Here is an 18,446-nt window from a genome sequence, read left to right on the forward strand (position 1 = left end):
CAGGTCTACTTCCTCCGGCTGCTTGCCGATCCGCTAGCGGATGGATCGGCGGGTCGGCTGGTGGTGCAGCGGTTACCAGGCGGTAATGATGGCGGGATGCGGTACGACGTAGTCGTGATTGGGTCCGGGTTCGGCGGCAGCGTCGCCGCGCAGCGGCTCGCCGAGAAGGGCTACTCGGTGCTGGTGCTGGAGGCCGGTCAACGCTTCGCCGACCACGAACTGCCGCGCACCTCTTGGCGGGTGCGACGGTTCCTGTGGATGCCGGCGCTCGGCTGCTACGGAATCCAGCGCATCACCCTGCTGCGCCCGGCCGCCCGACGCGGAGCAGCCCGGGTACGCGCAGGAGGAACAGGTACAGGGGAGACACCTACGGAGGAGAGTAGCGGCCGGGCCGGGGTGCTGGTGCTGTCCGGAGCCGGCGTCGGCGGCGGGTCGCTGGTGTACGCCAACACGCTCTACGAGCCGCCGGACGACTTCTACGCCGACCCGCAGTGGTCCGGCATCACCGACTGGCGGGCCGAACTCGCCCCGCACTACGCCCGCGCAAAGCAGATGCTCGGCGTCGTCGACTATCCGCGTACCACCGCCGCCGACGGGGCGATGCGGGCGGTCGCCGACCGGATGGGCGCCGCCGACACGTTCCGGTCCACCCCGGTCGCCGTCTACCTCGGTCGTCCCGGTGAGCGGGTCGCCGACCCGTACTTCGGTGGGGCCGGGCCGGACCGGGTCGGCTGCACCCACTGCGGTTCCTGCTTGACCGGTTGCCGGGTCGGTGCCAAGAACTCGCTGCCGAAGAACTACCTGTGGTTCGCCGAACGGGCCGGAGCGCACATCCGGCCGCTGACCACGGTCGTCGGGCTGCGGCCGGGTCCGGACGGTGCCGGCTACCTGGTCGACGTACGCCGTACCGGTGCCTGGGTCGGCGGCCGGCAGACGATCACCGCCGACCAGGTGGTGCTCGCCGCCGGGGCGCTCGGCACCCAACGGCTGCTGCACGCCGCCCGCGCCACCGGCGCGCTGCCGGCGATCTCCGCCCGGATCGGCACCCTGACCCGGACCAACTCGGAGGCGATCCTCGGCGTGTCTGTCCCCCGCCGGGCCGCCCGCCGCCGCGCCCTCGACTTCACCGACGGGGTGGCGATCACCAGCTCGTTCCACCCGGAGCCGGGCACCCACGTCGAGCCGGTGCGCTACGGCGAAGGGTCCAACCTGATGGGGCTGCTGCAGTCGGCGCTGGTGGCCGGCGGGCCGCGCCGGGTACGCCGCTGGCTGGCCGCGCTGGCCGGCCGGCCCCGGGAGACGGCGCGGCTGCTGTCGGTACGGGACTGGTCGCGGCGGACCATTGTGGCGCTGGTGATGCAGTCGGTGGACAACTCGCTGACCACATACCTCCGACGCGGCCGGCTGGTCGCCGGGCACGGGCACGGCCGACCCAACCCGAGCTGGATCCCGACCGGTCACCGGGCGGTGCGGCTGCTCGCCGACGAGATCGGCGGCATCCCGGGCGGCGCGGTCACCGAGCCCTTCGACGTGCCGATGACCGCCCACATCCTGGGCGGGGCGGTGATCGGGGCCACCCGCGCGGACGGCGTCGTCGACGCGTACCACCGGGTTTTCGGTTGTCCGGGCCTGCATGTGGTCGACGGCGCGGCGGTGCCGGCGAACCTGGGGGTGAACCCGTCGCTGACCATTGTCGCGCTCGCCGAGCGGGCGATGGCCCACTGGCCGGTCAAGGGCGCACCGGACCGCCGCCCGCCGGCGAGCTGAGCCGCGACCCTGAACCATCGTCGGGACGGTTCGGCGACGGTCGGTAGGCTCCGGAGCATGAGCACGCCGCGTCCGGTCCTGGTGGTGGACTTCGGAGCCCAGTACGCCCAGCTGATCGCCCGTCGGGTGCGCGAGGCCAAGGTCTACTCGGAGATCGTCCCGCACGACATGCCGGTGGCCGAGATGATGGCCAAGGAGCCGGCCGCGATCATCCTGTCCGGCGGCCCGGCCAGCGTCTACGCCGACGGTGCCCCGCAGGTCGACCCGAAGCTGTTCGACGGTGGGGTGCCGGTCTTCGGCATCTGCTACGGCTTCCAGGCGATGGCGCTGGCGCTCGGCGGCACGGTCGCGCACACCGGCAACCGGGAGTACGGCGGCACCCCGCTGGCCGCCCGCCCCGAGGCCGCAGTGCTGCTGCGGGAACTGCCGACCGAGATCCCGGTGTGGATGAGTCACGGTGACTGCGTGACCGCCGCGCCGGAAGGGTTCACGGTCACCGCCGGTTCGGCCGGGGCGCCGGTCGCCGCGTTCGAGGATCTCGCCGGCCGGCGGGCCGGCGTGCAGTTCCATCCGGAGGTGGGGCACACCGCGCACGGCCAGCTGATGCTGACCCGCTTCCTGTACGACATCGCCGGCATCGAGCCGACCTGGACGCCGCAGAACATCATCGACGAGCAGGTGGCCCGGATCCGCGAGCAGGTCGGTGCCAAGGAGGTCATCTGCGGGCTGTCCGGCGGGGTCGATTCGGCGGTCGCCGCCGCGTTGGTGCACCGGGCTGTCGGCGACCAGTTGACCTGTGTCTTCGTCGACCACGGGCTGCTGCGGGCGGGGGAGGCCGAGCAGGTCGAGTCGGACTACGTCGCCGCGACCGGGATCAAGTTGAAGGTGGTCGACGCCACCGACCAGTTCCTCGGTGCGTTGGCCGGAGTGACCGACCCGGAGCAGAAGCGCAGGATCATCGGTCGGGAGTTCATCCGGGTCTTCGAGGCGGCGGCCCGCGAGGTGGCCGCCGCCGGTGACGTCGAGTTCCTGGTGCAGGGCACCCTCTACCCGGACGTGGTGGAGTCCGGCGGTGGCACCGGCACCGCCAACATCAAGTCGCACCACAACGTCGGCGGGCTGCCCGACGACCTGCAGTTCGCCCTGGTCGAGCCGCTGCGCACGCTGTTCAAGGACGAGGTGCGGGCGCTCGGCCGGCAACTCGGCCTGCCGGAGGCGATGGTCTGGCGGCACCCGTTCCCCGGCCCGGGTCTGGCGATCCGGATCATCGGCGCGGTCGACCGGCCGCGCCTGGACCTGCTGCGCGCCGCCGATCTGATCGCCCGCGAGGAGCTGACCGCCGCCGGGTTGGACCGTGACGTCTGGCAGTTCCCGGTGGTGCTGCTGGCCGACGTGCGCAGTGTCGGGGTGCAGGGCGACGGGCGCAGCTACGGTCACCCGGTGGTGCTGCGTCCGGTGTCCAGTGAGGATGCGATGACCGCCGACTGGTCCCGGCTGCCGTACGAGGTGATCGGCCGGATCTCCACCCGGATCACCAACGAGGTGCCCGAGGTGAACCGGGTGGTGCTGGACGTGACCAGCAAGCCGCCGGGCACCATCGAGTGGGAGTGAGCTGACTGGTCAGTCGGTGGGACCAGCCCTGTGCGGCCGGGTCGGTTCGGTGCCGGGCCAGGGTGGCGCGGTCGGCGGCTCCTCCGGCATCAGGAACCAGATCACCGGGTAGGTCAGCGCGGCCAAACCGCCGGTCAGTACGGTGGCCACCGCGAAGATCACCCGGACCAGGGTGGGGTCGGTGTCGAAGTAGCGGCCGAGGCCGCTCGCGACACCGGCGATCATGCGGTCCGTGGTGGGTCGCCGAAGCTGCTTGTACGGGGCCTGAGCTGTGGGGTTCTGGGAGGTCGTCATGCTTCAACGGTCCGCGCGGCGGTCCTCGGCGACCTCGGTGACCTCCCGGATCAATACCCTGATCCGTCCCGGAATGCGGCTCTAGGTAGTCAAGCAGTTACCTAGAATACTGTCGCCAATCTGACAGTCGTCCGCGCCGACTGGCCACTTGCGGGCAGAATTCTGACTCGTGACTCCCGCCCTAGAGCCGCTTCGCAGGATCGCGGCATACGCTGTCTGTGCCGATTCGGAGGACCGGGTTCTGCTGGTCCGCGCCTCTCCGCGCTCCGGTACACCCGGGGTGTGGTCGCTGCCGGGAGGAGCAGTGGACCACGGGGAGGATCCCAACCACACCGTCGTCCGGGAGACCGCCGCGGAAACTGGCATTTCGGTCGCGGTCACCGGGTTGCGGGACGTCCTCGCCGACATGCGCTCCCTTCCCCGGCGCGGCATCACCCTGCACACCGACCGGTTGATCTACGACGCGTCGATCCGTGGCGGACAGATCTGCCACCGGATCAACCAGCCCACCGACCTCGCCCGGTGGTGCAGTCTGGACGAGGCGAAACAGTTGCCGCTGCGTCCGTTCACCGCCAGCGCTCTCGGCCTGCCGCCGGAGACGATCGACCTGCGGCCGGACACCGCTCCCGACTTCCCGTCGTTCTACGCCGTACCGGGGCCGGACGGGCTGCACCGGGCGCAACGGTTCGCGGCGTACGCGGTCGCCACCGACCCGGCCCGGCGGGTCCTGCTGACCCGGATCGCGCCCGGCTACCCGGGTGCCGGTCGGTGGCATCTGCCCGGCGGTGGCACCGACTACGGCGAGCAGCCCGGCACGGCGCTGATCCGCGAGCTGGTCGAGGAGACCGGCCAGCGTGGCCGGCTGGTCCGGCTGCTCGGCGTGGCCAGCCACCGGGACGCGGCTTCGCTCGGTCCGGAGGGTTACCCGATCGACTGGCACGGGGTGCGCGCTTTCTACCAGGTTGAGGTGGACCGCCCGTCCCTGCCGATCGTCACTGACATCGGTGGGTCGACCTCGGAGGCCCGCTGGTTCGCCCGGACGGATCTGGCAGCCATCCGATCGGAGCTGACCGAGGTGACCGCCGAGGCGGTCGGAGCCGCCCGGCTGGTCTGACCCTGACCCCGGCGGTGCCTCCGACGCTCGGCGGCGCCGCCGGGAAGGCGTGGTCGTGCTGGCTCCAGCTAGCACTGCTTGCTTGAGCTAGCGTATCGCAGTGAGTAGGTGACCGGTTTGGCCCGGACGAACCGGCATAACTCAGACTGATCTCTCGCCATCCCGCGTCGGCTGTGCAATGGTGTAGGCCGCATAATCGGGCGTCCGGCGCAAGTTGCGCGGGACGACCGACCGATGATGGAGGGATCCGTGGCGAGAGCCCCGTGGCGGCGGCGGCGCACGACTGATAGTCCCCGGCCGGCAGGACGTCGATGGGCGGGCCGGGGATGGACCGGTCCGCTTCGTCGTAGTGGCAGTCTGGCCCGCCAGGTCCTGCTGGTGCGGGTCGGCCGAAGCGGCCGCGACCGGCTCCGGTTCGGCCGGCGGTCGGCGGACTCCGTCGGACGATACCGGGTCGACCCGCTGACGGCGGCCGAGATCGCCACGATCGCTCCGCTCAGCCCGGCGGTCGGTCCGGTCGGTCCGGCACCTGCAACCGGCGTCGAGGACCACCCGATCACCCCCGCCGACCACACCGCCACGGCGGTCAGCCGGCCCAGCGGGCTGCGGCCGGCTCCCGTACCGCTGCTGCCCGGCACCCCGACAGCGGCCCGGCGGGCCGGATTCGTGCTGGTCAACTCGACCACGCTGGCCAGCCTCACGCTCGGCCTCACCGCCATCTTTCTGGCCATGGAAGGCGATGTCCGCACGGCTGCGGCCTGCCTGATCGCCTGCGTGGTCTTCGACGGACTCGACGGGGCGCTGGCCCGCCGGTTTGGGGTGGCGAGCCCGTTCGGCGCGCAGATGGACTCACTCGCCGACATGTGCTCGTTCGGGCTGGCCGCCCCGGTCGTCGTCTACGCCTCGCTGGCCGGCTCGGTGTCCACCACCGCCGCGGCGGTCGCCTGCGCCCTGGTCGCCGGCTGCGCAGCGATCCGGCTGGCCCGGTTCAACGTGTCGCCGTGCGACGGCCGGTTCTTCACCGGCGTACCGACCACACTGGCCGCCGCCGTCCTCGGTCTCGGCGTGCTGATCGACGTCCCGATCCCCGGCGGTGCGCAGTTGGCGGTCGTGGCGCTGCTGGCCTTCGCGATGGTCTCCAGTTTCCCGTACGCGAAGCTGGCCCGGCTGATCAAGCTGCCGCCGTGGCTGTGGGTCGTGCCGGTGGTCGGCGCGTTGATCGACGCGCGGCTGACCTTCGGCCTGACCGTGCTCGCCTACCTGGTGAGCGGGCCGTTGCTCTGGCTGCACCAGCGGCGGGCCACCTGACCCAGGGTCAGCGCCAGCGGGCGATCACCGAGCTGCCACCGGCCACCCGGTCACCCGGCCCGACCAGCGCCTCGGCGGCGTCCGCCGGCAGGTAGACGTCGGTGCGTGAACCGAACCTGATCAGCCCGAACCGCTCACCCTTGGCGAGCAGGCTGCCAACCGGGGCGCGGTGCACGATCCGTCGGGCCACCATCCCAGTACGCTGCGCAACGATCACCCGCCCACGGGGGGTCTCCAGCACCGTGTACGCGGCGACGTTGTGCTCGGCGGCCGGCTGCATCGCGGCGGCGAAACCTCCGTCGGTGACGAAGTGGTCGACCACCCGGCCGGCGACCGGACTGCGGTTGACGTGCACGTCGAGCACCGAGAGGAAGACCGCGATCCGTAGGAACCCGGTGGCACCGAGCCGTTCGTCGTGCACCCGTTCCACCGACAGCACCCGGCCGTCGCTCGCCGCGACCACGGCGGCCGGGTCCTCCGGTACGTCGCGTTGCGGGTCGCGGAAGAACGCGGCGACCGGACCGGCGGCCAACGCCGGCAGCAGCCAGAGCCGGCTCTTCGGCCGGGCCAGCCGGGTCGCGGCGGCCAGCCCGAGGGCGATCCCGGCGGCGGCCACGCCGCTGGAGTCGATGTGCATCCCCCGGGTCAGCGGAACGCTGCTGGTCCGGAACGCCGGCCCCAGCTTGGCGGCCCGGTCGACCGGTGCCGGGGTGAATCGCAGCCGGTGCACCCGCAGCGGCGGGACGTTGCGCAGCACCAGGTCGCTGCCGACGCCGAAGAGCGCCGCCTGCCGATCCAACTCGGCGGCCGCACCGGAGGTGCCGCCCGGCAGCGCCGCGGCGGCCACGGACAGTACGGCGCCTTCGGCGAGGTACTTGCCGTAGCCGTCGATCATCGTGCGGGCCTGTTCACCACTTCCGGTGAGGACGGCTCCGACGATCAGCAGATCGGCCGGGTCGGCGGCCGACACCGTCTCGATTACCCGGACCCGTTCGTCGACCCACGGGCCGTGACCGGCGATCTCCGCCCGCAGTTGTGCCGTCTGGTCGACGCTGCCCGGCACCACGGTCATCGTGTCGCCGGGCAGCAGTGCGTCGATGGCGGCGTCGACCACCCTCGCTCCCGGAACCACCCCGACCAGCAGGACGTGCTTCGCCACGTTGTCCCGGGCGAGTTCGGCGGTCAGCGCCCGGGCGGCGCGCTCGCCGATGTCGACGCGGGTGCGAAGCACGGAAGCGACTGGTACGGGGGTATCGGACATGGCGGACGGGCTCCTCGCGGCAATGGTGGGACGCGGACCCAGCATAGGTGCACCACCGGTGGGCTGCAGCGGGCCGTCAACCACCCGACCCGCTGGGCCGGGTGGCCGGCTCGGCGGCCGTCGGGGAATCGGACGTCGGCTCGTCGGGCGCGGGCTCGTCGGGCGCGGGCTCGCCGGGCGCGGCGGTGACGGGCGTCCGGGCGTGGGCGTCCGCCGGTCCGGCGCTGTGCTCGTCAACGTCCGCCGGCCCGTTGTCCTGGCCAGCGGTGCCAGCGGGAGGTTCGCGGCGGCCGGACCGCAGAGCACCGACCAACCCGAGTACGCCGATCAGGATCAGCCCGCCGGCGACGATCCAGCCGACTCGAGGCAGCGGTACGTTGACTGACTGGGCGATCAACCACCAGCCGGCGATCAGGAGGAAGATCAGCCCGAAGGTGAGGGAGACGCCGTCGGTGCGATGCCGTTTCATCGGATGACCTCCAAGTCGCCAGCGTTGATTTCGATCCGCAGGGTGAGCCGGCCGCCGCCGGTGCCGTCCGATCCGAGGTCCTCCACGACGCGGCTGCCCTGCTCGAAGCCGTCCCAGCGGTGGCCGAGCACGGACGCGTTGCCGGCGTTCATGTCGGTCTCGGTCCGGACGTCGACCTCGTCCGGCAGGTAGACGCGGAGTTTGCCGAACGACAGCGAGACGGTTAGGTTCTTCTGCCGGTCGGTGAAGTCCACGTTGCGCAGGTCCAGTACGGCGTCGCCGAATGTCGCCGCGTACCGCGAATCCACCTGGCCGTAGGATGCCGGTTTCCACACCACCGGCTCCGACGTGGCCTCCTTGGCCGACTCGACGAGGCTGGAGACACCGACCGCTGCGGCAGCCGTCAGACCCAGCGCGATGAGCCAGCGGGCCCGGCCGATCCAGGCCCCGACCAGCAGCCCGACCGCGATCGTGGCGAGTACCGCCGCGAAGTAGGCCGAGGGTGGCGTAGGCGCCAGGTCGGTCAGGTCGAGCGCGGCGACCAGCCCGAGCACCACGAAGATCATCGAAAAGGTGATGGTGCCCAGCCGGGACCGTTCCTTGCGGGGCCGTGGTGCGGCCGCTGGCGGTGGTGGCACTGGGTACGGCGGAACCGGAGGCGGTGGGGGGAACTGCCCTGGTGGCCCGCTACGACCGGCGTACGGGCCGTAGGGCGCGAACGGGGCCCGGTAGCCCCCGGCCGGTGGCGGCGGACCAACCGGCGGGTACACCGGCAGCGGGCGGGTCGGCGGGTCGTCCGGCCGCGGCTGGGCCAGCTGCCCGACGGCGACCGGTACGGCTGCTCCAGCTGCTCCCGCTACCGGCGCGGGTGGCGGTGGTGGGCCGTACCCGTGCGGTGGTGGTGGGCCGTATCCCGGCGGTGCCGGCGCCGGGGGTCCGGCCGGTCGCGGGCCGTTCTCCCGGAAGCTGCGGTTGAGCAGCAACGCGCCGCCGATCAGCACCGCCGAGCCGAGCAGGACGGCCCGGAACCCGTCGGTGACGATGAAGCCGAACATGACAGCGGCGAGGATGCCGATCACCAGTACGACGACCGGTGAGGTGCTCGACCGGCCCCGGCCCAGCAGCCCTTCCACCGGCGAGGTGCTGTCCCCCTCACTCGGGGTGGCCAGCCACACCACCAGGTACACCAGGATGCCGATGCCGCCGAAGAAGCCGAGCACCGCCAGCAGCACCCGCCACAGGACCGGGTCGGTGTTCGTGGCCCGGCCGATAGCCCCGCACACCCCGGCCAGGTACCGGCCCTGACGCGGCCTGATCAATCCGTACCGCGAGGCGAGGGCCTCGGCCTGTGGTGGCGGTGGCGGCCAGCTGTACCCGGGGGCGTCCGTCGGCGGGGCCGACGCGGTCCCGTCGGCCGACTCGCCCGCTGTGCCGGGCTGCTGTACCGACTCGTCCGCCGGGCCGGGTTGCTGTGCCGACTCGTCCGCCGGGCCGGGTTGCTGAGCCGGTCTGTTCGCTGGGTCGGGGGGCTGAGCCGGTCCACCTGGCTTGGTCGGGTCGTCGGTCATACTTGTGATCCTCCGTGCCCGGCTGTCCGACCCGCCTCGGGAATCGACCCTGACGCCACCCTGACTTTCCAGACGGTGGTTGTCCGGGACGTCCCCGTGGTCGCGCGGGTCGTCGCCGTGTGACGATCGAATCCACCGGCCGAACTCGCCGGCCGAACTCACCGCCACCGGGCGCCGGCCGGATCGGCCGTCAGATCGTCCACGTCCCATCCGCCGAGGAGGCAGCGATCACTACCGCGATCGAGCCGCCACGTCTGTATCGCAGTCGCGAGCAGCGGGTGGTCGCCGGAGTCGCCGCCGGGATCGCCCACCACCTGCGACTGCCGGTGGTCGGCGTACGGGTGGCGTTCGTCGTACTGATCGGGTTCAGCGGACTCGGCGTGCTGCTCTACGCGGCGTTCTGGGCGGTGGTGCCACCAGCGACCGCCGGACCGCCGAAGCGTCGCGACCTGGGCGAACTACTGCCGTTCGTGGCGATCGGCCTCGGTATCATCCTGATCCAGGTGCTGGTCTTCGAGTCCAGCGGGGTGAGTGCCACCGCCGGCTGGCTGGTGGCGGTCATCGCGGTCGGGACCGGGATTATCTGGCACCAGTCGGCACCGGAACGGCGGCGCGCCTGGCGGGAGACCCTGCCGCAGGTGCCGTGGCTGGGTGCGGTGGTCGACGAGAGTGACCGCCGGGCCTTCCTGCTGCGGTTCATCGGCGGCGGGCTGCTGGTGGCGGTCGGCGTGATCGGGGTGGCCGCGGTGTATTCGCCCCGGGGCGACTTCGCCGCTGTCGTCAACGGCGTCATCTTCGCCCTGGTCGGTCTCGCCGGCGTCGGGGTGGTCACCGCCCCGGTGCTGTGGCGGACGTTCAACCAGTTGCGCGCCGAGCGGGAGGGCCGGGTCCGGGAGCAGGAGCGGGCCGAGCTCGCCGCGATGATCCACGACCAGGTGCTGCACACCCTGGCACTGATCCAGCGCAACGCCGGTGACCCGAAGACCGTGCAGCGGCTGGCCCGGGGCCAGGAGCGGACTCTGCGGAACTGGCTTTACAAGCCGACGGCCTCGCCGACCGAGCGGTTCGCGGCGGCGTTGGAGCAGGTCGCGGCCGAGGTGGAGGACACTTTCGGATTGTCCGTCGAGGCGGTCGTGGTGGGTGACCGGGGCACCGACGAGCGGGTCGGAGCGTTGGTGGCGGCGACCCGGGAGGCGCTGGTCAACGCGGCGCGGCACGCCGGGGTGCAGACCGTGTCGCTGTACGCGGAGGTGGAGCCGGAGCAGCTCAGCGTCTTCGTCCGGGACCGGGGCGCGGGCTTCGACCCGGCCCGGGTGGGGGAGCACCGGCACGGGGTGCGCGGCTCGATCGTCGGCCGGATGCGCCGGCACGGCGGTCGAGCCGAGATCATCAGTACGCCGGGGTCGGGCACCGAGGTCCGGCTGACGCTGCCGGTCGGGCCGGAGAGCCGGCAACCTGGAGAGGATGGCAGACATGAGTGAGCCGACCGGCCAGCCGGCGGCGGGTGGGGCACCGGGGCAGCCGGACGGACGGCGGTTGCGGGTCTTCCTGGTCGACGACCATGCGATGTTTCGCACCGGGGTCCGCGCCGAACTCGGTGCCCACGTGGATGTGGTGGGCGAGGCGAGCACGGTGGCCGAGGCGGTCAGCGGGATCGCCGCGGTCGGCCCGGACGTGGTGCTGCTCGACGTACACATGCCTGATGGTGGGGGACGGGCGGTGCTGGACGCGGTGCTGCGGGGCTCCGGCGTGGCGCGGCCGTCGGTGCGGTTCCTGGCGCTGAGCGTCTCGGATGCGGCGGAGGACGTGATCGGGCTGATCCGGGCGGGCGCCCGTGGGTACGTGACGAAGACGATCTCACCGGACGATCTGGCGGCGGCGATCCAACGGGTGGCCGACGGGGACGCGGTGTTCAGCCCCCGACTGGCCGGGTTCGTGCTGGACGCGTTCGCCTCCCGGTCGGACGCGCCGGTGGTGGATCCGGAGCTGGACCAGCTGACCAACCGGGAGCGGGAGGTGCTGCGGTTGCTCGCCCGGGGCTACGCCTACAAGGAGATCGCCAAGGAGCTGTTCATCTCGATCAAGACGGTCGAGACCCACGTCTCCAACGTGCTGCGCAAGCTGCAGATGTCGAACCGGTACGAACTGTCCAGATGGGCGGCGGACCGGCGGCTCATCTGACCGACCAGCGGACTTGCTCTATCTCCCGGATGGTGGGAACCTGGTTGGCGACCCATTCGGAGTCAATCAAGGCGGGCCTGGTTGTGGCCTCGCGGTGGGTCTGCTGCGGACTGATGGTAATCCTGAGGTTACGAGCCGGCAATTGCCGCCAATCCGGCATCCGGGCACCTCGGACAAGTGGTGGCTAATCGTATTGACTTGACATCCGAACGTGATGGAGGGGTCGCGGGGAAGGTCACACGAGGGCGTTTCTACTCTGCGGTAACAAGGGTTGTACAGTGGTTAGATGCCCAGGTCAGGGCGGTTCCGAGCGACGGTTGAGTGATCTTGACTGGAGTATCGGGGCCGTCCCGTCCGCGTATCACCTTGATAACGGCACCTTCACGCAACGGGCTACCTGGTGTCACAGTGTCAGTCACCTCACACCCCCCCGTGAGCGCCCTGAGGAGGCTCTCCCATGCGTGGGAAAACCCTAAAGATGGCGGTCGCAGCGACCGCCATCGCTCTGTTCGCCACCGCTTGCAGTAGCGACGGCGAAGACACCACGGAGAACAACAACTCCGGCGGTACGCTTCGCATCTATGCCTCGGAGCCGGCGTTCCTGCTGCCGTCCGCTGGTGACGACGAGCCGTCCATCCTGGTCATCCGCCAGCTCTACCGCGGTCTGGTCAAGTACAACGCCGAGACCGGTGAGCCGGAGAACGACCTCGCCGAGTCGATCGAGTCCGAGGACAACAAGACCTGGACCGTCACGCTCAAGGACGGCCACACCTTCGACAACGGTGAGCCGGTCAACGCCGACGCCTTCATCCGGGCGTGGAACTACACGGCGTACGGGCCCAACGCCCAGAACAACGCGTACTTCATGAAGCGCATCGTCGGCATCGACGAGGTCAGCGGCGAGGAGCCGGCGGCCGAGGAGCTCTCCGGCCTGCAGAAGGTCGACGAGCTGACCTTCACCGTCGAGCTGAAGGAGCCGTTCGCCGGCTTCCCGGCGATCGTCGGCTACTCCGGGTTCTTCCCGATGGCCGAGGCCTGCCTCGCGGACACCGACGCCTGCAACGAGACCCCGATCGGCAACGGTCCGTACCAGATCGAGGGCAGCTGGGAGCACGACCAGCGGATCCAGCTGGCGCGCAGCGAGACCTGGGCCGGTGAGGACAAGGGCGCGGCCGACGTCCTGGACTACAAGATCTACGCCGATGTGGACGCCGGCTACGCCGCCTTCCAGTCCGGTGAGCTGGACGTGATGTACACCATCCCGCCGGCGCGGTACCAGGAGGCCAAGCAGCAGTACGGCGACCGGATGTACGAGGCCCCCGGCGACAGCTTCACCTATGTCGGCTTCCCGACCTACGACGACCGCTTCGCCGACAAGCGGGTCCGGCAGGCCTTCTCGCTCGCCATCGACCGGCAGGGCATCATCGACGCCGTCTTCGACGGCCGGTTCACCCCCGCCGAGGGCGTCGTGGCACCGACCTTCGACGGCTACCGCCCGGGTGTCTGCGAGTACTGCACCCAGGACGTCGACCGGGCCAAGGAGCTGCTGGAAGAGGCCGGCGGCTGGGACGGCGAGCCGCTGGTGCTGTGGGCCAACGCCGGTGCCGGTCACGAGCAGTGGCTGCAGGCGGTCGGCGACCAGCTGAAGGCCGCGCTGGGCATCGACTACGAACTGAAGGTCAACCTGCAGTTCCCCGAGTACCTGGCGACCGCCGACGACAAGAAGTTCACCGGCCCGTTCCGGCTCGGCTGGGGCCCGGACTACCCGGTGGTCGAGACCTACCTCTACCCGCTCTACGGCTCCGGTTCGGACAGCAACAGCTCGGGCTACAACAACCCCGACTTCGACGCGCTGATTGCCCAGGGCGACGCCGCGGCGGACCTCGAGGCGGCCATCCCGTTCTACAACCAGGCCGAGGACCTCATCGTCGAGGACATGCCGGTCATCCCGATGTGGTTCAGCAAGATCGCCGCGCTGTACGGCGAGAACGTGGACGAGTTCCACTGGAACAAGATCTCGGACGCTGAGTACGGCAAGATCACTCTGAAGAACTCCTGACCTGCGAGTCTGACTGATCAAGTCGTAACGCGACGTGGCGGCAACGGGAACTCCCACGAGGGGGCCTGTTGCCGCCACGTTTAGCGCCGAGAGGAGACCCCCCAGATGGGGCGCTACGTCATCCGACGGTTGCTCCAGTTCATCCCCACCGTGCTGGGCACCATGTTCCTACTGCACTACGTCACGTCGCTGGGCATCCAGTTCAGCGGCAACCCGGTCCGGGCGATCTTCGGCGACCGCAGGCCGACCGAAGCGCAGCTCGCCGCCATGACCGAGAAGCTCGGCTTCGGCGACCCCTGCCTGGAGCAGCCGGGCAACCCGTGCTTCGGTCTGTTCCTCGACCGCCTGCAGGACATCTTCCTGCGCTTCGACTTCGGCATCAACCTGCAGCAGGAGCCGGTCACCGAACTGGTCTCCCGGGCCCTGCCGCACACCCTCAAGCTGGTGCTCATCGCCATCGTCTTCGAGGCGGTCATCGGCATCTTCGCCGGCGTCCTGGCTGGCCTGCGTAACGGCAGCTTCTGGGACTACCTGGTGAAGATCTCCACAGTCTTCATCATCTCCGTGCCGATCTTCGTCCTCGGCGTCGTGGTCCGCCAGTACGTCGGCGTCGAGTTCGGCAACGTCCTGCGCGGGCAGGACTGGATACCGGAAGTGATCTCCCGTGGCGTCTTCGGCGCCGGGTTCATCGCCGACTACCCGACCGCCAGCCTGGTCATCCCCGGCATGGTGCTCGGCGCGGTCTCCCTGGCCACCACCGCCCGGCTCACCCGGACCAGCATCATGGAGAACATCCGGGCCGACTACGTGCGTACCGCCAAGGCCAAGGGTCTGGCGAACCGGCGGGTCATCGGCGTGCACACGCTGCGCAACTCGCTGATCCCGGTGATCACGTACCTCGGTGTCGACATCGGCTCGCTGATGGGCGGCGCGGTGGTCACCGAGCGGATCTTCAACGTACGCGGTATCGGATCGTTGGTAGCCCAGGCCGCCACCTCCGGTGAAGCCTCGGTGGCGATCGGCGTGGTGACCATGCTGGTCATGGTCTTCCTGCTGGTGAACCTGCTGGTGGACCTGCTTTACGCGGTCCTCGACCCGAGGATCCGCTATGAGTGATCGCAATGGACCGAACATCCGGCCCGGTGCCGTGTTGATCCACGGCGGACCGAGCGTAGCGAGGTGCCACCATGAGTGACCCGACCCATCCCACGGCCCCCGCCGGCGGCACCGAGGTGGCACCACCGCCACCCGACCCAGCTCCGGCTCCGGCCACCACCGAACGCAACGCCAGCCTGTGGGCCGACGCCCGGCGGCAACTGCTGCGTGACCCGGTCTTCATCGCCGCGTCGATCTACGTGCTGCTGGTCGCGTCGATGGCCGCCTTCCCCACCCTGTGGACCCGGCAGGACCCGCGCGCCTGTGACGTCCAGCGGACCCGGATCGCGCCCAGCTGGGAGCACCCGTTCGGGTTCAACAACCTGGGCTGCGACTACTACTCGCACGCCATTCACGGGGCCCGGCCGTCGCTGCAGATCGCGATCTTCGCCACGCTGGGCATCGTCCTTCTCGGCGGCACCGCCGGGCTGCTCGCCGGCTACTTCGGCGGCTGGGTGGACGCGATCATCTCGCGGATCACCGACATCTTCTTCTCGCTGCCGTTCCTGCTCGGTGCGATCGTGTTCCTGACCGTGATCAAGCAGCAGAACGTCTGGACGCTGGCCGCTGTCCTGATCGTGCTCGGCTGGACCACCATCGCCCGGATCATGCGGGGCAGCGTGCTGTCCTCCAAGGGCCTGGACTACGTGCAGGCGGCCAAGGCGATGGGGGCCGGGCACGGCCGGCTGATGTTCCGGCACATCCTGCCGAACGCGATCGCCCCGATGGTCGTCTACGCGACGATCACCCTCGGTGCGTTCGTCTCCGCCGAGGCGACGCTGACCTACCTCGGCGTCGGCCTGCAGCCACCGGAGGAGTCCTGGGGCATCATGATCTCCCAGCACCAGGTCTACTTCCTGGACCACCCGTGGCTGCTGCTCTTCCCGTGCGGGCTGCTGGTCGGCACGGTGCTCTCCTTCATCCTCATGGGCGACGCGCTGCGCGACGCCCTCGACCCGAAGCTGCGGTGAGGTGAGCCATGGCGACAGACAGAGACATCACCGCCACCATCGACGCACTACCCGGGCTCGACGCCAGCGCACCGCCGCTGGAGGTCAACGACCTGCAGGTCGAGTTCCGCACCCGCAACGGCATCGCCCGCGCGGTCAACGGGGTCAGCTTCTCATTGCAGGCCGGCGAGACCCTGGCCATCCTGGGTGAGTCCGGCTGCGGCAAGAGCGTCACCGCTCAGGCGATCATGGGCATCATCGACTCGCCGCCCGGGTTCGTCACCGGCGGCGAGATCAAGTACCGGGGCGTGGACCTGCTCAAGCTGCCCGAGTCGCAGCGGCGCAAGATCAGGGCCAACCGGGTCGCAATGATCTTCCAGGACGCGCTGTCGGCGTTGAACCCGGTGTTCACCGTCGGCTTCCAGCTCTCCGAGCTGTTCCGCAAGCACCGGGGGATGTCCCGGGCCGACGGAAGGGCCCGGGCGGTCGAACTGCTCGACCTGGTGAAGATCCCGGCCGCCAAACAGCGGATCAGCGACTTCCCGCACCAGTTCTCCGGTGGCATGCGCCAGCGGGTGATGATCGCCATGGCGTTGGCTCTCGACCCCGAGGTGCTGATCGCCGACGAGCCCACCACCGCCCTCGACGTCACCGTCCAGGCCCAGGTGATGGCCCTGCTCGCGGAGCTGCAGCGGGAACGCAACATGGGCCTGGTGCTGATCACCCACGACATGGGGGTGGTGGCCGACGTCGCCGACCGGATCTCGGTCATGTACGCCGGTCGGGTCGTCGAGGAGGCGCCGGTGCGGGACATCTACGCCTCGCCGGCCCACCCGTACACCAAGGCGCTGCTGGAATCGATCCCCCGGATCGACCTCAAGGGCCAGGAGCTGAACGTCATCAAGGGCCTGCCGCCCGCGTTGACGAACATCCCGGCCGGCTGCTCGTTCAACCCGCGCTGCCGGTACGCGCAGGATGTCTGCCGGGCCGACCCGGAGCCGCCCCGGTTCGCGCTGGCCCCGAGCCGGACCTCCGCCTGCCACTTCTGGAAGGAGGTCAAGGGCGATGAGTGACGTTGTCCTGGAGACCAAGGACCTGGTCAAGCACTTCCCGCTGACTCAGGGCATCCTGTTCAAGCGGCAGATCGGCGCGGTCCGCGCGGTGGACGGGATCAACCTCCAGCTGCACCGGGGCGAGACGCTCGGCATCGTCGGCGAGTCCGGGTGCGGCAAGTCCACCCTGGCCAAGTTGCTGGTCGGGTTGGAGACCCCGTCGTCCGGCTCGATCATGGTGCACGGTGCGGACATCGCCGGCCGCAGTGGCACCGAGATGCGCCGGGCCCGGCGAAACATCCAGCTGGTGATGCAGGATCCGTACACCTCGCTGAACCCGCGGATGACGGTCGGTGACCTGATCGGTGAGCCGTTCGAGATTCATCCGGACGTGGCGCCGAAGAGCGACCGTAGCCGCCGCGTCCAGGAGCTGTTGGAGCTGGTCGGCCTCAACCCGGACCACATCAACCGCTACCCGCACCAGTTCTCCGGCGGGCAGCGGCAGCGGATCGGCATCGCCCGGGCGCTGGCGCTGCGCCCGGAGATCATCCTCTGCGACGAACCGGTCTCCGCGCTGGACGTGTCGATCCAGGCTCAGGTGATCAACCTGCTGGAGCAGCTGCAGAAGGAGCTGGGGCTGTCGTACATCTTCATCGCCCACGACCTGTCGGTGGTGCGGCACATCGCGCACCGGGTCAGCGTGATGTACCTCGGCAAGATCGCGGAGATCGGCACCGAGGAGGAGATCTACGAGCGGCCGACCCACCCGTACACCCAGGCGTTGCTCTCCGCGGTCCCGCTGCCCGACCCGACGGTACGCGGCCTGCGGGATCAGATCGTGCTGGAAGGCGACGTGCCGTCACCAGCCGACCCGCCGTCGGGCTGCCGGTTCCGGACCCGCTGCTGGAAGGCGCAGGACATCTGCGCCGCCGAGGAACCGACCCTGACGGTACGGGCGACTTCGGCGCACCCTAGTGCCTGCCACTTCGCCGAGGTACGCGACGTCGTGCACGTCACCGAGTAGTCCCGGCGCCGGCCCGCTCGTCGCCTCACGTCACATCGACGCCTGGCAGGAGCGGGCCGGCCGGCCTTCGTGGGTCCCGGCCGGTGTTTCACAGCGGGCCGCGGCCTGCCCGCAGCACCAGCAGCGCCAACTGGGTGCCGTCGGCACCCAGCTCCGACCGGTAGCGGTCGACAATCTCACGTTCCCGGGAGAGCACCAGCCGGGTGCCGCCCGAGGCGATCCGCACCGCGCCCACCTGCTTCGACAGCTCGGCCCGTTCCTGCCAGAGCGCGATCAGAGCGTCGTCGATCTCGTTGATCCTGTTCCGGATGGCCAGGATGCGATCGGCCGCCTCCGGCGCGTCCGTCCCGGTCTGGTGCCGACCGTCGGATCGCCCCGCCGAGCCGGTCGCGCCCGGTTGGCTCGCCTCCTCGGCGGTGCCGGCCGGTGGCGTCGCGCTGCTGTCGGCGGTGTGCGCAACGGCGTTGGTCCCCATGTCCTGCCTCCTGGACTGTCCGGCCCCGGTGGACGCGGAAGCCGGAACGCGAAGTGCCCCGGGCTCTCGCGAGAGCCCGGGGCACTTGTAGGTCTGATGATCAGGCGCGACCTACGGCAGCCGGACTCCCGGAACCGTAGCTAACGAAAAATCGTGCC

The 18,446-nt window shown here is 70.4% G+C and carries 16 protein-coding genes; 11 read left to right on the forward strand and 5 right to left on the reverse strand.

Annotated features, from left to right (window positions below; translation table 11 throughout):
* The first annotated feature begins 96 nt into the window (after positions 1 to 96).
* Together ACFHWU_RS10105 and guaA are read left to right on the forward strand one after the other, a co-directional pair.
* Positions 97 to 1,767 (forward strand): GMC oxidoreductase, encoded by a 1,671-nt coding sequence (locus tag ACFHWU_RS10105; RefSeq protein ID WP_416551344.1) that lies wholly within the window; start codon positions 97 to 99, stop codon positions 1,765 to 1,767.
* A 57-nt stretch (positions 1,768 to 1,824) separates the two neighbouring features.
* The gene (guaA, locus tag ACFHWU_RS10110) at positions 1,825 to 3,378 is read left to right on the forward strand and encodes a glutamine-hydrolyzing GMP synthase (RefSeq protein WP_416551345.1); all 1,554 of its coding nucleotides are present in this window, start codon (positions 1,825 to 1,827) and stop codon (positions 3,376 to 3,378) included.
* A 9-nt stretch (positions 3,379 to 3,387) separates the two neighbouring features.
* Here the strand turns inward: guaA and ACFHWU_RS10115 are convergent, their stop codons facing one another.
* A complete protein-coding gene (locus ACFHWU_RS10115) occupies positions 3,388 to 3,672 on the reverse strand; it encodes a PspC domain-containing protein (RefSeq protein ID WP_416551346.1) in 285 nt (94 codons plus the stop codon).
* Positions 3,673 to 3,841: 169 nt separating this feature from the next.
* Here ACFHWU_RS10115 and ACFHWU_RS10120 point away from each other — a divergent pair, with 169 nt between their 5' ends.
* Both ACFHWU_RS10120 and ACFHWU_RS10125 read left to right on the forward strand, forming a co-directional pair.
* Positions 3,842 to 4,786 (forward strand): NUDIX hydrolase, encoded by a 945-nt coding sequence (locus ACFHWU_RS10120; RefSeq protein WP_282233585.1) that lies wholly within the window; start codon positions 3,842 to 3,844, stop codon positions 4,784 to 4,786.
* A gap of 249 nt (positions 4,787 to 5,035) precedes the next feature.
* A complete protein-coding gene (locus tag ACFHWU_RS10125; RefSeq protein ID WP_416590370.1) occupies positions 5,036 to 6,094 on the forward strand; it encodes a CDP-alcohol phosphatidyltransferase family protein in 1,059 nt (352 codons plus the stop codon).
* A gap of 7 nt (positions 6,095 to 6,101) precedes the next feature.
* Here the strand turns inward: ACFHWU_RS10125 and ACFHWU_RS10130 are convergent, their stop codons facing one another.
* The 3 genes from ACFHWU_RS10130 to ACFHWU_RS10140 form a co-directional block, all read right to left on the reverse strand.
* The gene (locus ACFHWU_RS10130; protein ID WP_416590371.1) at positions 6,102 to 7,355 is read right to left on the reverse strand and encodes a phosphatidylserine decarboxylase; all 1,254 of its coding nucleotides are present in this window, start codon (positions 7,353 to 7,355) and stop codon (positions 6,102 to 6,104) included.
* A gap of 76 nt (positions 7,356 to 7,431) precedes the next feature.
* Positions 7,432 to 7,824 (reverse strand): hypothetical protein, encoded by a 393-nt coding sequence (locus ACFHWU_RS10135; protein ID WP_416567432.1) that lies wholly within the window; start codon positions 7,822 to 7,824, stop codon positions 7,432 to 7,434.
* Positions 7,821 to 9,392, reverse strand: a complete 1,572-nt coding sequence (locus tag ACFHWU_RS10140; RefSeq protein ID WP_416590372.1) for a PspC domain-containing protein — start codon at positions 9,390 to 9,392, stop codon at positions 7,821 to 7,823. The genes ACFHWU_RS10135 and ACFHWU_RS10140 overlap by 4 nt, the downstream gene beginning before the upstream one ends.
* 227 nt (positions 9,393 to 9,619) lie before the next feature.
* On the opposite strand from ACFHWU_RS10140, the gene ACFHWU_RS10145 reads away from it, so the two are divergent.
* From ACFHWU_RS10145 to ACFHWU_RS10175, 7 genes are all read left to right on the forward strand, one after another.
* A complete protein-coding gene (locus ACFHWU_RS10145; protein ID WP_416551417.1) occupies positions 9,620 to 10,873 on the forward strand; it encodes a PspC domain-containing protein in 1,254 nt (417 codons plus the stop codon).
* Positions 10,866 to 11,573 (forward strand): LuxR C-terminal-related transcriptional regulator, encoded by a 708-nt coding sequence (locus ACFHWU_RS10150; protein ID WP_416551352.1) that lies wholly within the window; start codon positions 10,866 to 10,868, stop codon positions 11,571 to 11,573. Before ACFHWU_RS10145 ends, ACFHWU_RS10150 begins: the two co-directional genes overlap by 8 nt.
* Before the next feature lie 457 nt (positions 11,574 to 12,030).
* Positions 12,031 to 13,632 (forward strand): peptide ABC transporter substrate-binding protein, encoded by a 1,602-nt coding sequence (locus ACFHWU_RS10155; protein WP_416590373.1) that lies wholly within the window; start codon positions 12,031 to 12,033, stop codon positions 13,630 to 13,632.
* A gap of 105 nt (positions 13,633 to 13,737) precedes the next feature.
* Positions 13,738 to 14,748, forward strand: coding sequence for an ABC transporter permease (locus tag ACFHWU_RS10160; RefSeq protein ID WP_416590374.1), 1,011 nt, complete (start codon positions 13,738 to 13,740; stop codon positions 14,746 to 14,748).
* Positions 14,749 to 14,819: 71 nt separating this feature from the next.
* Positions 14,820 to 15,758, forward strand: coding sequence for an ABC transporter permease (locus tag ACFHWU_RS10165; protein WP_416551355.1), 939 nt, complete (start codon positions 14,820 to 14,822; stop codon positions 15,756 to 15,758).
* Between the two features lie 8 nt (positions 15,759 to 15,766).
* Positions 15,767 to 16,810, forward strand: a complete 1,044-nt coding sequence (locus ACFHWU_RS10170) for an ABC transporter ATP-binding protein (RefSeq protein ID WP_416551356.1) — start codon at positions 15,767 to 15,769, stop codon at positions 16,808 to 16,810.
* On the forward strand, positions 16,803 to 17,813 hold the full coding sequence (locus ACFHWU_RS10175) for an ABC transporter ATP-binding protein (protein ID WP_416551357.1): 1,011 nt from the start codon (positions 16,803 to 16,805) through the stop codon (positions 17,811 to 17,813). Before ACFHWU_RS10170 ends, ACFHWU_RS10175 begins: the two co-directional genes overlap by 8 nt.
* 88 nt (positions 17,814 to 17,901) lie before the next feature.
* On the opposite strand, the gene ACFHWU_RS10180 is transcribed toward ACFHWU_RS10175, so the two are convergent.
* The gene (locus ACFHWU_RS10180) at positions 17,902 to 18,288 is read right to left on the reverse strand and encodes a chorismate mutase (protein WP_278173819.1); all 387 of its coding nucleotides are present in this window, start codon (positions 18,286 to 18,288) and stop codon (positions 17,902 to 17,904) included.
* Between the last annotated feature and the right edge of the window lie 158 nt (positions 18,289 to 18,446).

The organism is Micromonospora sp. LOL_015 (assembly GCF_048060275.1).
Taxonomy (GTDB): Bacteria; Actinomycetota; Actinomycetes; order Mycobacteriales; family Micromonosporaceae; genus Micromonospora_E.

Coding starts and splice junctions, on each gene's coding strand:
- ACFHWU_RS10135 (WP_416567432.1), bottom strand. CDS start 7,824: ATGAAACGGCATCGCACCGACGGCGTCTCCCTCACCTTCGGGCTGATC.
- ACFHWU_RS10175 (WP_416551357.1), top strand. CDS start 16,803: ATGAGTGACGTTGTCCTGGAGACCAAGGACCTGGTCAAGCACTTCCCG.
- ACFHWU_RS10155 (WP_416590373.1), top strand. CDS start 12,031: ATGCGTGGGAAAACCCTAAAGATGGCGGTCGCAGCGACCGCCATCGCT.
- ACFHWU_RS10105 (WP_416551344.1), top strand. CDS start 97: ATGCGGTACGACGTAGTCGTGATTGGGTCCGGGTTCGGCGGCAGCGTC.
- ACFHWU_RS10170 (WP_416551356.1), top strand. CDS start 15,767: ATGGCGACAGACAGAGACATCACCGCCACCATCGACGCACTACCCGGG.
- ACFHWU_RS10140 (WP_416590372.1), bottom strand. CDS start 9,392: ATGACCGACGACCCGACCAAGCCAGGTGGACCGGCTCAGCCCCCCGAC.
- ACFHWU_RS10130 (WP_416590371.1), bottom strand. CDS start 7,355: ATGTCCGATACCCCCGTACCAGTCGCTTCCGTGCTTCGCACCCGCGTC.
- guaA (WP_416551345.1), top strand. CDS start 1,825: ATGAGCACGCCGCGTCCGGTCCTGGTGGTGGACTTCGGAGCCCAGTAC.
- ACFHWU_RS10180 (WP_278173819.1), bottom strand. CDS start 18,288: ATGGGGACCAACGCCGTTGCGCACACCGCCGACAGCAGCGCGACGCCA.
- ACFHWU_RS10115 (WP_416551346.1), bottom strand. CDS start 3,672: ATGACGACCTCCCAGAACCCCACAGCTCAGGCCCCGTACAAGCAGCTT.
- ACFHWU_RS10150 (WP_416551352.1), top strand. CDS start 10,866: ATGAGTGAGCCGACCGGCCAGCCGGCGGCGGGTGGGGCACCGGGGCAG.
- ACFHWU_RS10160 (WP_416590374.1), top strand. CDS start 13,738: ATGGGGCGCTACGTCATCCGACGGTTGCTCCAGTTCATCCCCACCGTG.
- ACFHWU_RS10165 (WP_416551355.1), top strand. CDS start 14,820: ATGAGTGACCCGACCCATCCCACGGCCCCCGCCGGCGGCACCGAGGTG.